Origin of the sequence: Pseudoxanthomonas sp. PXM04 (assembly GCF_014851695.1) — a bacterium.
GTDB lineage: Bacteria > Pseudomonadota > Gammaproteobacteria > Xanthomonadales > Xanthomonadaceae > Pseudoxanthomonas_A > Pseudoxanthomonas_A beigongshangi.
Genome location: NZ_JACVAG010000001.1, coordinates 965,160 through 977,244, shown reverse-complemented (window position 1 = coordinate 977,244; position 12,085 = coordinate 965,160). Strand labels below are relative to the sequence as shown.

The window sequence follows — 12,085 nt, the reverse complement described above, 5'->3', positions numbered from 1 at the left end:
ATGGCGGTGTTCGAGGCGCCCTATCGCGCCCGTCCTATCGCGCCATGGATGCCGCGTTCACATGTATTTCCAGTTGCGCGGCTTGCCCTCGGCCAGCCACTCCACCGACTGGACGATGCGACGCTGGCGGGTGTCCTCGCGCTTGGCCTCGGTCACCCACTCCACGTATTCGCGCTGCTGGCTGGGACTGAAGCCTTCGAACACGGACAGCGCCTTGCGTTGCTTCTTCAGCGCGGCGAGGAAATCCGCCGGCGGTTGCGGCGCCGGACGCGGCGTCGCCTGCTTGCGCGGCCCCACCGCCTTGACGCCTTCCTCGTTCAACTTCATCGCCTTGCGGATCAATGGCAGCAGTTGCTTCTTCGGTGGGATGTCGGCCAGCCCGGTCATCTTGCCGAAGCTGCCCATGCCATCGCGCGGCACGCCTTCTCCGACCACCAGCGCATGCTTCCAGAAACCGAACGAGGCGTGCTGCTTGAACGCCGCCATCCCGCACAGGATGCCGCCGGCATACACGAAAGTGGGCATGCCCCACTTGATCGTTTCCTCCACCTGCGGACACGCCTCGTGGACGATTCCGCGCAGCTTCTCCAGGATCGGCTGCGCGAATTCGGCCGATCTGGCGATGTAGGCGTCGATGCGGGGATCGTGCCGGGCCATGGGATCGCTCCGTGGGACGTGCCGCCACTCTAGCGCGCCGGGTGCCGCCTCGCGCGCGTCCGTCACGGAGGGTGAAGCTTCGCGCGACTATCCTGCCGGTTTCATCAAAGGAAGGAACAGGACATGGTCTCCCGTCTCGCGCTCCCCGCGGCCCTGCTGCTCGCCCTGGCCGCCTGCCAGCCGAAACCCGCCGGCGATGCTCCCGCCACGCCCGCCGCGACGGCCCCTGCGGTGGCGGCCACCATCACCGGCGCGGCCAGTTATCGCGAACGGATCGCGCCACCGCCGGGCGCGGTGCTGACCGTGCAGTTGATCGACAACCAGTTGGCCGATACGCCGACGGCGATCATCGCCAGCGCCGAGATCAAGGATGCGAAGGGTCCGCCGTTCGCCTTCGAACTGCCCTACGACGCCGGCAAGCTGCGGCCCAACGGCAGCTACGGCCTGCATGCCAGCCTGCGCGACGCCGACGGCAAGCTCTGGTTCGTCACCGACACCCGCACGAGCGTGGTGCCCGGCAGCGGCCAGCCGGCCAACCTGTCGATGATCCGGGTGGGCGCGGAACCGGCGTCCGCCGCGCCGCTGAAGACCCAGTGGCAGTGCGGCGACCAGCGCATCGCCGCGACCTTCGACAACGGTGCGGCCGACAACGTCACCCTGGACGTGGACGGCAAGCCGCTGGTGCTGCCGCATGCGGTGTCCGCCTCCGGCGCGCGCTATGCCGACAACGCAGGCAACGAGTTCTGGACCAAGGGCCGCGAAGGCATGCTGACCCTGGCCGGCAAGGACAAGCTGGATTGCAGCCAGACCGAGACGGCATCGCCGTGGGATGCGGCGCGCGAGCGCGGCGTCGCCTTCCGCGCGGTCGGCAACGAGCCGGGCTGGCTGGTCGAAGTCGGCGCCGGCAAGGCGCCGTCGCTGCATGCGGAACTGGACTACGGCGAACGCAAGCTCGATGTCGCCTCCGCCGAGGCCACCGCGAACGGATTCCGTGGCCGCACCGCCGATGGCGTCGACGTCGCCCTGGTCGCCACGCGCAAGGCCTGCCAGGACGACATGAGCGGACAGGACTTCCCCGCCACCGCCGAACTGACGGTGGGCGACAAGACCTATCGCGGCTGCGGCCGCTTCCTGGCGGAGTGATCGTCATGCCGCGCCGTTCCCGCCATCGTTCCGGGTTCCGCAAGCCCGCCATCATCATCACCGTCCTGCTGCTCCTGGTCGCCGGCTGGTTCTGGCAGCAGCAGCGCGCGCGCCACGATGCGGTCGGCGAGGCGCCGCCATCGATCGCCGCCGATGCCGGCGGGCCGGGCGCGCGCGCCGAACTGCCGCTGCCACCAATCGAATCGACCCGGGTGGACGCGGCCGCCACCGCGCCGGCGGTGCCGCCACCACCGGCGCCTTCGGCGTCCCCGGCGCCGGCCTCCGGCGACGCCCAGGCCGGATTGCCGGCGTTCCTGCCGCCGGAGGCGCACCGGACCTTGGCGCTGATCGCGCGGGGCGGACCGTTCCCGAACCGACAGGACGGCAGCGTGTTCGGAAATCGCGAGGGTCGGCTGCCCGCGCGCCAACGCGGCTACTATCGCGAATACACCGTGGACACCCCGGGGCTGGATCACCGCGGCGCGCGGCGCATCGTCACCGGCGGCCAGCCGCCGGTTGAGTACTACTACACGGATGATCACTATGAGACTTTCCGCCGTTTCGACGTGCCCGCGCAGGTGAACCGATGACAGACTCCGGTTTCGACCTCGGCCTGGGCGACGCGCGCCAGGCCGGCGTGTTCTTCGTCACCAGCGAGGATCTGGATTCCCTGGGCGCCGCCGGCCGGGACGCCGGGCTGGGCGTGCGCCGGGTGGACCTGTCCGGCTGCGAGAACAAGGCCTCGCTGATGCTGCGGCTGGCGACCCAACTGGATTTCCCGGACAGCACCGGCCGCAACTGGGACGCGCTGTCCGACAACCTGCGCGATCTGTCCTGGCTGCCGGCGCCGGGCTACGTGCTGCTGCTGGACCAGGGCGCGGAGCTGCGCGAGCGCGACGAGGGCGTGTTCGACACGTTGCTGGACGTGCTGGACGAGGCCGCGCAGTTCTGGACCGCGCAGGAAGTGCCGTTCTGGGCCTTCCTGGCGCTGGACGAGGACGATTTCGAGGACATGGACGCGCAGTTGTCCTGATCCGGCCGCGCGCCGTGCGATCATGGCGCATGAGCGAATTCAGCACCCTGCCCCTCCTCGACGGCCTGCGCCCCGGCGTCGAGGCCCTGGGCTACACCCATTTGACCCCCGTGCAGGCCGAGAGCCTGCCCGCCATCCTGGCCGGCCGCGACGTGATCGCCCAGGCCCCGACCGGCAGCGGCAAGACCGCCGCGTTCGGCCTGGGCCTGCTGCAACGGCTCGATCCCGCCCTGGTCCGCGCGCAGGCGCTGGTGCTGTGCCCGACCCGCGAACTGGCCGACCAGGTCGCCCAGCAGATCCGCAAGCTGGCGATCGGCATTCCGAACCTCAAGGTCACCCTGCTGTGCGGCGGCATGCCGCTGGGTCCGCAGATCGCCTCGCTGGAGGCGCACGACCCGCATGTGGTGGTCGGCACGCCCGGGCGGGTGCAGGAACTGATGCGCAAGAAGATCCTGCACCTGGGCGGCATCCGCACGCTGGTGCTGGACGAGGCGGATCGGATGCTGGACATGGGCTTCGAGGAGCCAATTCGCGAAATCATCGGCAGGACTCCGCCGGACCGGCAGAGCCTGCTGTTCTCGGCGACCTTCCCCGAGGCCATCCGGACGATGGCGCGCACCAGCCTGCGCGACCCGCTGGAAGTCACCGTGGCCGCGCCGGAGGATGCCCGCACCGGCATCGAGCAGCGCTTCATCGAGGTCGAGCCGGCGCGCAAGCAGATCGCCCTGGCCGGCCTGCTGGCGGCGGAGCGGCCGGAGTCGGCGGTGGTGTTCTGCAACACCCGCAAGGACACCGATGAGGTTGCGGTCTCGCTTCAGCATTTCGGTTTCTCCGCACTGGCCCTGCACGGCGAGATGGAGCAGCGTGACCGCGAGGAAGTGCTGGTGCGCTTCGCCAACCGCAGCTGCAACGTGCTGGTCGCCAGCGACGTCGCCGCCCGCGGGCTGGACATCGACGATCTGGCGGCGGTGATCAACTACGACCTGCCCAGCGACGTGGACACCTACATCCACCGCATCGGCCGGACCGGCCGCGCCGGCCGCGACGGCCTGGCGATCAGCCTGACCACCCCGCGCGAGCGGCCGCGCACGGCGGCCATCGAGGAGCGGTTGGGCCAACCGCTGCGCTGGGACCGCGCGCTGCCGCCAGCGCCACGCGCCGGCAGCGCGCCCCCCGCCGCGATGAGCACGCTGCGGATTGATGCCGGCAAGACCGACAAGCTGCGCCCGGGCGACATCCTCGGCGCGCTGACCGGCGACGCCGGCCTGCCGGCCGCGTCCATCGGCAAGATCGCCATCTTCGCCACCCGCTCCTACGTGGCGGTCGAACGCGGCAAGGCCGCGCAGGCGCTGGCCCGGCTCAACGCCGGCCGGATCAAGGGCCGCAGCTTCCGGGTGCGCCGGATCTGAGGCGCGAGCGGGACGCTGGCCGGGGGATTCGGGAAGGGCTCGCGGCGGGACGCCGCTCCTACCGGGGGGCTTGGCGTTCCGCGTGGGTAGGAGCGGCGTCCCGCCGCGAGCTCCTAGCGGGGTCTTTGCAAACCGCTCTCCTTGCGGGATCTCCGCGAACCAGCTTCGCCCGAATCCCCACGGCGCCCCCCAAACAGCGGGCACAAAAAAACGCCGGGGTTCGCACCCCGGCGTTTCTGCTTTGACGCGAAGGTCAGCGCTGGATTACAGCGGCTGCACCTGGTCGGCCTGCATGCCCTTCTGGCCCTGCACCGCCACGAAGGTGACCGCCTGGCCTTCCTTCAGCGACTTGAAGCCGGTGCCCTGGATCGCGCGGAAGTGCACGAACAGGTCCGGGCCGCTCTGCGGGGTGATGAAGCCGAAGCCCTTGGCATCGTTGAACCACTTGACGGTTCCGGTCTGACGCTCAGACATCTTTACTAACTCCTGAAACATGGTTTGGGTTGAAAAATCGCGGCGCCGGAACGTTCCGGACCGAGACTGAGTTTGCAGGCGTTGGTAAAGCGGGAAGATGTAGCAGATGTATCTACCGCATCAGGCTCACGATTCACGGTGACCCTGGCAAGCACAGTTCGCGCACTCTACCGGGCCTGCGGACCAAAAGCGACAGGTTTCCGACGCTTGGTGGTCCTTTTTCTTCAGTTTCGGGGGTTTCAACGGTTTTCGGGGCCGGATCCGGCCGCCGGACCCGTATCATGGCGCCCCCTTCCGACCCGTTCAGCCCGCCCATGGCGCTCAAGGCCACCGTCGTCAAAGCCGACCTCCAGATCAGCGACATGGACCGGCACCACTACGCTTCCTACCCGCTGACCCTGGCCCAGCACCCCTCCGAGACCGATACCCGGCTGATGGTGCGGGTGCTGGCGTTCGCCCTGTTCGCCGACGAGCGGCTGGAATTCGGCCGCGGCCTGAGCACCGAGGAGGACCCGGACCTGTGGCGCCGCGACTACACCGGCGACGTCGAGCTGTGGATCGACCTGGGCCAGCCGGACGAATCGCGCATCCGCCGGGCCTGTGGACGCGCCCGCGACGTGGTGGTGGTCAACTACGGCGGCCGCGCGGCGGATCTGTGGTGGGAAAAGAACGCCTCCGGGCTGGCGCGCCTGCGCAACCTGACCGTGCTCGACCTGTCCGCCGCCGACGTGGACGCGCTGACCTCGCTGTTCGCCCGCGGCATGCGCCTGAGCGTGATGATCCAGGACGGCGAAGTGCAGTTGATCGACGACGCCCGCACCGTCACGGTGATCCCGGCCCATCGCCAGCGCGCGGAAACCGCCCCGGCCTGACATGGCGCCGACCCATGACGTGATCATCGTCGGCGCCGGCGCGGCCGGCCTGATGTGCGCGCTGACCGCCGGCCAGCGCGGCCTGCGGGCGCTGGTGATCGAACACGCCAACAAGGTCGGCAAGAAAATCCTGATGTCCGGCGGCGGGCGCTGCAATTTCACCAACACCGGCGCCGGCCCGGCCAATTACCTGTCCGCCAATCCGCATTTCTGCAAATCGGCGCTGGCCCGCTACACGCCTGCCGACTTCATCGCGCTGGTCGAGCGCCACCGCATCGCCTACCACGAGAAGGAACTGGGCCAGCTGTTCTGCGACGTCTCGTCCAAGCTCATCGTGAAGATGCTGCTGGACGAATGCCAGGCCGCGCACGTGCGCGTCGAGATCCAGTGCAGCGTCGAGCGGGTGCAGGCGGTGGACGGCGGTTTCCGCATCGCCACCTCGCACGGCGTGTTCGCCTCGCCGTCGCTGGTGGTCGCCACCGGCGGGCTGTCGATCCCGAGCATGGGCGCCACCGGCTTCGGTTACGAACTGGCGCGCCAGTTCGGCCACGCGGTGCTGCCGACCCGCGCCGGGCTGGTGCCGCTGACCCTCAGCGGCAAGCACCAGGAGCGCCTGCACGATCTCAGCGGCGTCGCCGTGCCGGTGGAAGCGCGCTGCGGCAAACAGGCGTTCCGCAACTTCATGCTGGTCACCCATCGCGGCGTGAGCGGTCCGGCGATCCTGCAGATTTCCTCCTACTGGCAGCCCGGCGACGACCTGCGGCTGGATCTCCTGCCCGGCCAGGACGCGCTGGCGTGGCTGAAGGAGCAGCAGGCGCAACGGCCCGCCGCCGAACTCAAGACGGTGCTGTCCGACGCCCTGCCGCGCCGCTTCGCCCAGCGCCTGTGCGAGGTGTGGCTGCCGAACCGGCCGATGCGCCAGTTCAACGAGCCGCAGTTGCGCGAGCTGGCCGGTGTGCTCGGTGCCTGGCCGCTGGTGGCCAGCGGCACCGAAGGCTATCGCACCGCCGAGGTCACCCTGGGCGGCGTGGACACCGACGGACTGTCGTCCAGCACGATGATGTCGCGGCTTGTGCCGGGCCTGTTCTTCATCGGCGAAGTGGTCGACGTCACCGGCTGGCTGGGTGGCTACAACTTCCAGTGGGCCTGGGCATCGGGGCACGCGGCGGGGACGGCGGTTTAGGGCCTTCCGGCAGGCCAAAAGCAAATCCCCCTCGGTCCCCCTTCTTCGAAGGGGGAGGTAGAGCCGAGCTTGCTCGGCTGCGAATGTCCGGATAACAACGCTAAGGCCCCGAAGCAGCGGAGCAAGCTCCGCTCTACGGGCGCATGGCCTGGGCGGCGAGTTCGAACGAGCGCAGGCGTTTGCCGTGGTCGAAGATGTTGGCGGTGAGCATGATCTCGTCCGGGCGGTGGCGGTCGACGAAGGCGCGGATGCCCTCGCGCACGGTGTCCACGCTGCCGATCACCGAACAGGCCAGCGCCTGCGCCACACCGAGTTTCTCGTGCGGCTGCCAGAACGCCTCGATGTCCTCGATGGGCGGCGGCACCAGTCCCGGCTTGCCGCGGCGCAGGTTGACGAAGGCCTGCTGCTGGGTGGTGAACAGGTACTTCGCCTCTTCGTCGGTTTCCGCCGCCACCACGTTCAGCGCCAGCATTGCGTGGGGCTGGGCCAGGCGTGCGGATGGGCGGAAGTTGCGGTGATAGATCATCAGCGCCTGGTCCATCGCATCCGGCGCGAAGTGCGAGGCGAACGCGAACGGCAGGCCCAGCGCCGCCGACAGCTGCGCGCTGAACAGGCTGGAGCCGAGCAGCCACACCGGCACCTCGATGCCCGCGCCCGGCACCGCGCGCACCGCCTGATCCGGCTGCACGGGTTCGAAGTAATGCAGCAGTTCGTTGACGTCCTGCGGGAACTGCTCGGCGTTGTCGAAATAGCGTCGCAGCGCGCGCGCTGTCGGTTGATCGGTGCCCGGCGCGCGGCCCAGGCCGAGATCGATGCGATCCGGATACAGCGACGCCAGGGTGCCGAATTGCTCGGCCACCTGCAGCGGCGAATGATTGGGCAGCATCACCCCGCCCGCTCCCACCCGGATGCGCGAGGTCGCGCCAGCCACGTTTCCAATCAGCACCGCGGTGGCGGCGCTGGCGATGCCGGGCATGTTGTGGTGTTCGGCCAGCCAGTAGCGCTGGTAGCCCCAGCCTTCGGCATGTTGCGCCAGATCGCGCATGTTGGCGAAGGCGCGGGAAATGTCGCTGCCTTCGCAGACGGGAGCGAGATCGAGCAACGAATAGGGAATCATGGCAACTCCTGGCAGGCGATGCCTCCGTCGTGGGGACAGCGCGCCCGGCTTTCCAGCCCGGCATTCGGGATAGTGAATCCCGTGGACACCTTTCCCGTTCTTGTGGGAGCGACGTAAGTCGCGATGAAGCTTGACCGGTATTCCTTCGCGACTGACGTCGCTCCCACAAAGGCTGTTCCACAAGGCGGTGGAAGATCAGCTCAACAAATCGAACGGACCGCCCTGCTCCAGCGCCCGCTGGTACGCCGGCCGCGCATGGATGCGCGCCAGGAAATCGGCCAGTTTCGGATGGCGCTCCAGCCCCGTCCGCGCGGCGGCGGCTTCCACCGGGAAGCTCATCTGGATGTCGGCGGCGCTGAAGTTCTCGCCGGCGAACCAGCGCGCCTTGCCCAGTTCGGCTTCCATGTAATCCAGGTGCAGGCGGACCTGCGGGGCCACGAAGCCCTGCAATGCCTTGTCCGCGATCGAGCGCGCGATCGGCCGTGCGAAGAACGGCATCGGCGCCTTCTTCAGCCGCGAGAACACCAGGCTCAGCAACATCGGCGGCATCGCGGAACCTTCGGCGTAATGCAGCCAGTAGCGGTAGCGCAGATGTTCGGCCGTGCCCGGCGACGGTGCGAACGCGCGCGCGGCGTCATAGCGTTCGACCAGGTATTCCAGCACCGCGCCCGATTCGGCCAGGGTATTGCCGCCGTCCACCAGCACCGGCGACTTCCCCAGCGGATGCACCGCGCGCAGCGACGGCGGCGCCAGCAGGGTCTGCGGATCGCGCTGGTAGCGGACCACGGTGTAGTCCAGGCCCAGTTCCTCCAGCAGCCACAACACGCGCTGGGAACGGGAATTGTTGAGATGGTGGACGGTGATCATCGGCGGCCTCCGGCGTGAAGCCGCATCCTAGTACGGCCAGGCGCACCTTGGGTGACAGTCAGGAGCTGCAGGACAGCATCGAACAGCCGGCGCGTTCGCGCGCCCAGTCAGGTCGGCGCAGGGCGAAGCTTTCGCGGCCGGGCTGATCGTCGTAGGGACGCCGCATCACTTCCAGCAACTCGGCGATGCCGGCTTCATCGCCGGCCTCGGCGCGGTCGATGGCCTGCTGGGCCAGGTAGTTGCGCAGCACGTAGCGCGGATTGGCCAGGCGCATCCGCTCCCGCCGCAGCGCCGGATCCAGGCCGTCGGCCACCACCCGTTCGCCCAGGCCGCGCAACCAGTCCAGCAGATCCGCGCCGATCGCCTCGCGCCGGTTTGCGTCGTAGAACGCAGCGTCGAAATGGGCGAGATCGGGCGCGACGGGATCGGCATCGATCAGCGCGCGGAAGAACAGGGTCATGTCGACCTCGCCCGCCCACAGCAGCTCGTGCAAGCGACGCATGCGCTCGGTGTCCCCGTCGCGGTGCGCGTCCAGTCCCAGCTTGCGCGCGGTGTTGCCGCGATCGGCGGCCGCATAGGCATCGGCGTAGCGCTGCAGGCCCTCCTGCAAGGGCTCGACCGAACCGAACAACGGCGACAGCGCGTGCGCCAGCCGGGTCAGGTTCCAGTAGGCCACCTTGGGCTGCCAGCCGAAGCGGTAGCGGCCGCCGGCCGCGTCGGTGGTGTTCGGGGTCCAGTCCGGATCGTAGTTGTCGATCCAGCCGTACGGGCCGTAGTCGATGGTCAGGCCCAGCACCGACAGGTTGTCGGTGTTCATCACCCCGTGCACGAACCCCACCCGCATCCATTCGCCCATCAACCGCGCGGTGCGCTCGCAGATGGCGGCGAACCAGGCTCCGTACAGCGCCTCGCCCTCGCCCTCGCCCGCCAGTTCCGGAAAATCGCGGCGGATGCAGAAATCGGCCAGTTGCCGCAGCAGCGGCACGTCATCGCGCGAGGCCGGCAGCTCGAAATGGCCGAAGCGCAGGAACGAAGGCGCCACCCGACAGACGATCGCGCCGGGTTCGGCCTTCGGATGTCCGTCGTAGAACATGTCGCGCACCACCGCCTCGCCGGTCGCCACCAGGCTGAGCGCGCGGGTGGTGGGAACGCCCAGGTGATGCATCGCCTCGCTGCACAGGAACTCGCGGATCGACGAACGCAGCACCGCGCGGCCGTCGGCGGTGCGCGAATACGGGGTCGGGCCGGCGCCCTTGAGTTGCAGTTCCCAGCGCCGCCCCTGCGCATCCACGGTCTCGCCCAGGGTGATGGCGCGGCCATCGCCCAGTTGGCCGGCCCATGCGCCGAACTGGTGGCCACCGTAGTTGGCCGCGAACGGCTGCATGCCCGGCAGGATCGCGTTGCCGCCGAACACCTGCGCGAACATCGGATCGGCCAGATCCGCGTCGCTGAATCCCAGCGCCTGCGCCATTTCGCACGACCAGGCGATCAACCGAGGCGCGACCACCGGCGTCGGCGCGACCGACGACCACACCGCGCCCAGCACCTCGCGCCGGCGCGGCCCCTGCTCCGGATCGCCGGGCAGATCGCGCACGAAAGCGTTGTCGTAGTGCAGCGCCCGCATGGCGTTCACGCCATTCCGGTGGCCAGCGGCTTCAGTTCCGGATCCAGCGCCACCCGCTCGTCGAACACGAAACAGCCGCCGTCGTAACCGTGTCCGCCGACTTCCTCGAAATAGCCCAGGATGCCGCCATCCAGTTGCAGCACGTTGTCCATGCCATCGGCGCGCATCCACAACGCGGCCTTTTCGCAGCGGATGCCGCCGGTGCAGAAACTGACCACGGTGGCGTCCTTCAACGCTTCGCGATGCGGCGCCAGCGCCTCGGGCAGTTCTGTGAAACGGGTGATCGGCAGGGTCAGCGCGCCGGCGAAGGTGCCGTGGGCGAATTCCTGCGCGTTGCGGGTATCCAGCAGGACCACCCGCCGCCCTTCGTCGTCCCGGCCGCCCTGTTGCAGCCAGCGCCGCAGCGTCGCCGGCGCCACCGCGGGGGCGCGGCCACCGTCCAGCGGCGAGGCGTCGTCGCGGCGGAAGCTGATGATTTCCGGCTTCACCTTCACCTTCAGGCGGGCGAACGGCGGCGCCTCGCTGTGGCTGTACTTGACCCGCAGGTCGGCGAAGCGCGGATCGGCGCGCAGCGGCGCCAGGAACGCCTCGATGGCATCGCCGCCGCCGGCCAGGAACAGGTTGATGCCCTCCGCGGCCACCAGCACGGTGCCTCGCAGTGCCAGCGCCTCGCCGCGCGCGCGCAGCGTGTCGGCCAGGGTCTCGGGGACCTCGAGGGTGGCGAAGTGGTAGGCGGCGATATTGACGATCATCCGCGCATTTTACCCGGGTGAGCGCCCGCGGCCCCGACCGTCCCCCGGCAATATTCAACCAAAAGGTTGACAATGACGCCCGATGCGGATAATCATCAACCTTATGGTTGAATATTCTCCCGCCCAGCTCGACAGCCTGTTCCACGCCCTGTCCGACCACACCCGGCGGCGCATGCTGCGCAGCCTGGGCGGCCAGGCCCGCAGCGTGGGCGAACTCGCCGCCCCGTTCCAGATTTCGCTGGCCGCCGCCTCCAAGCACATCAAGGTGCTGGAACGCGCCGGCCTGGTCACCCGCACCGTGCAGGGACGCACCCATCTGTGCCGGCTCCAGCCAGAAGCGCTCGCCGCCGGCCAGGAATGGATCCGTTACTACGAACAGTTCTGGAACCAGCGCCTGGATGCATTGGCCGAAGCGCTGGGCGAACCGCCCGCCACGCCCTCGCCGCCTGCCTCCTGGGCGCCACGCCGCAGGAAGACACCATGAACGACACCATCGACGTACAGGTGACGCGCCCGTTCCGCGCCCGCGCCGAACAGGTCTTCGATGCCTGGCTGGATCCGGCCTGGCTCGGCCGCTGGATGTTCGGCCCCGACGTGCGCGCGGAAAAGGTGCTGCACCTGCGGACCGAGCCGCGCGTCGGCGGCGGTTTCTCGTTCCTGGTCGAACGCCAGGGCCAGGCCATCGATCACATCGGCACCTATCTGCACATCGAACGCCCGCGCCGGCTGGTATTCACCTGGGCGATCCGCGGCGAATCCGACGACGATGCCAGCACGGTCGCGATCGACATCGCCGACATACCCGAAGGCTGCACCCTGACCCTCACCCACACCCTGCCCGCGCGCTGGGCCGACTACGCGCCGCGCACCCGGCAGGGCTGGAGCACCATGCTCGACGCGCTGCAACGCCTGTTCTGATTTCCCCCGCCCGCTCCGGATCGCCCGCGGCGGTCC

The 12,085-nt window shown here is 69.2% G+C and carries 14 protein-coding genes; 8 read left to right on the top strand and 6 right to left on the bottom strand.

Going from position 1 to position 12,085, the window contains the following annotated elements:
- Window positions 1-57 precede the first annotated feature (57 nt).
- A complete protein-coding gene (locus IB228_RS04690; RefSeq protein WP_192197683.1) occupies window positions 58-657 on the bottom strand; it encodes a YdeI/OmpD-associated family protein in 600 nt (199 codons plus the stop codon).
- Between the two features lie 123 nt (window positions 658-780).
- Here IB228_RS04690 and IB228_RS04685 point away from each other — a divergent pair, with 123 nt between their 5' ends.
- The 4 genes from IB228_RS04685 to dbpA all read left to right on the top strand — a co-directional run bounded on the left by IB228_RS04685 (window position 781) and on the right by dbpA (window position 4,242).
- The gene (locus tag IB228_RS04685; RefSeq protein ID WP_192197682.1) at window positions 781-1,800 is read left to right on the top strand and encodes a YbaY family lipoprotein; all 1,020 of its coding nucleotides are present in this window, start codon (window positions 781-783) and stop codon (window positions 1,798-1,800) included.
- A gap of 197 nt (window positions 1,801-1,997) precedes the next feature.
- Window positions 1,998-2,390, top strand: coding sequence for a ribonuclease domain-containing protein (locus IB228_RS04680; protein WP_318289343.1), 393 nt, complete (start codon window positions 1,998-2,000; stop codon window positions 2,388-2,390).
- On the top strand, window positions 2,387-2,833 hold the full coding sequence (locus tag IB228_RS04675) for a barstar family protein (protein WP_192197681.1): 447 nt from the start codon (window positions 2,387-2,389) through the stop codon (window positions 2,831-2,833). Before IB228_RS04680 ends, IB228_RS04675 begins: the two co-directional genes overlap by 4 nt.
- 29 nt (window positions 2,834-2,862) lie before the next feature.
- The gene (dbpA, locus tag IB228_RS04670; protein ID WP_192197680.1) at window positions 2,863-4,242 is read left to right on the top strand and encodes an ATP-dependent RNA helicase DbpA; all 1,380 of its coding nucleotides are present in this window, start codon (window positions 2,863-2,865) and stop codon (window positions 4,240-4,242) included.
- 264 nt (window positions 4,243-4,506) lie between these two features.
- Here dbpA and IB228_RS04665 read toward each other — a convergent pair whose 3' ends face one another.
- Complete coding sequence (locus IB228_RS04665) at window positions 4,507-4,716, bottom strand: cold-shock protein (protein ID WP_079722614.1); 210 nt, start codon at window positions 4,714-4,716, stop codon at window positions 4,507-4,509.
- Window positions 4,717-5,030: 314 nt separating this feature from the next.
- Between IB228_RS04665 and IB228_RS04660 the strand changes: the two genes are divergently transcribed.
- Window positions 5,031-5,588, top strand: a complete 558-nt coding sequence (locus IB228_RS04660) for a YaeQ family protein (RefSeq protein ID WP_183644694.1) — start codon at window positions 5,031-5,033, stop codon at window positions 5,586-5,588.
- Window position 5,589: 1 nt separating this feature from the next.
- Complete coding sequence (locus IB228_RS04655) at window positions 5,590-6,771, top strand: NAD(P)/FAD-dependent oxidoreductase (protein WP_192197679.1); 1,182 nt, start codon at window positions 5,590-5,592, stop codon at window positions 6,769-6,771.
- Between the two features lie 133 nt (window positions 6,772-6,904).
- Here IB228_RS04655 and IB228_RS04650 read toward each other — a convergent pair whose 3' ends face one another.
- The 4 genes from IB228_RS04650 to IB228_RS04635 form a co-directional block, all read right to left on the bottom strand.
- Window positions 6,905-7,888: an LLM class flavin-dependent oxidoreductase gene (locus IB228_RS04650; protein WP_192197678.1), complete on the bottom strand. Its 984-nt coding sequence runs from the start codon at window positions 7,886-7,888 to the stop codon at window positions 6,905-6,907.
- A gap of 195 nt (window positions 7,889-8,083) precedes the next feature.
- On the bottom strand, window positions 8,084-8,755 hold the full coding sequence (locus tag IB228_RS04645) for a glutathione S-transferase (protein WP_183642017.1): 672 nt from the start codon (window positions 8,753-8,755) through the stop codon (window positions 8,084-8,086).
- A 58-nt stretch (window positions 8,756-8,813) separates the two neighbouring features.
- A complete protein-coding gene (locus tag IB228_RS04640) occupies window positions 8,814-10,379 on the bottom strand; it encodes a YdiU family protein (protein ID WP_192197862.1) in 1,566 nt (521 codons plus the stop codon).
- Between the two features lie 5 nt (window positions 10,380-10,384).
- Window positions 10,385-11,131 carry a sulfurtransferase gene (locus IB228_RS04635; RefSeq protein ID WP_192197677.1) on the bottom strand — a complete coding sequence of 249 codons (747 nt, stop codon included), beginning with the start codon at window positions 11,129-11,131 and terminating at the stop codon, window positions 10,385-10,387.
- Window positions 11,132-11,234: 103 nt separating this feature from the next.
- Between IB228_RS04635 and IB228_RS04630 the strand changes: the two genes are divergently transcribed.
- Window positions 11,235-11,615 (top strand): metalloregulator ArsR/SmtB family transcription factor, encoded by a 381-nt coding sequence (locus IB228_RS04630; protein WP_192197676.1) that lies wholly within the window; start codon window positions 11,235-11,237, stop codon window positions 11,613-11,615.
- A complete protein-coding gene (locus IB228_RS04625) occupies window positions 11,612-12,049 on the top strand; it encodes an SRPBCC family protein (RefSeq protein ID WP_192197675.1) in 438 nt (145 codons plus the stop codon). Before IB228_RS04630 ends, IB228_RS04625 begins: the two co-directional genes overlap by 4 nt.
- The last annotated feature ends 36 nt before the right edge of the window (window positions 12,050-12,085 follow it).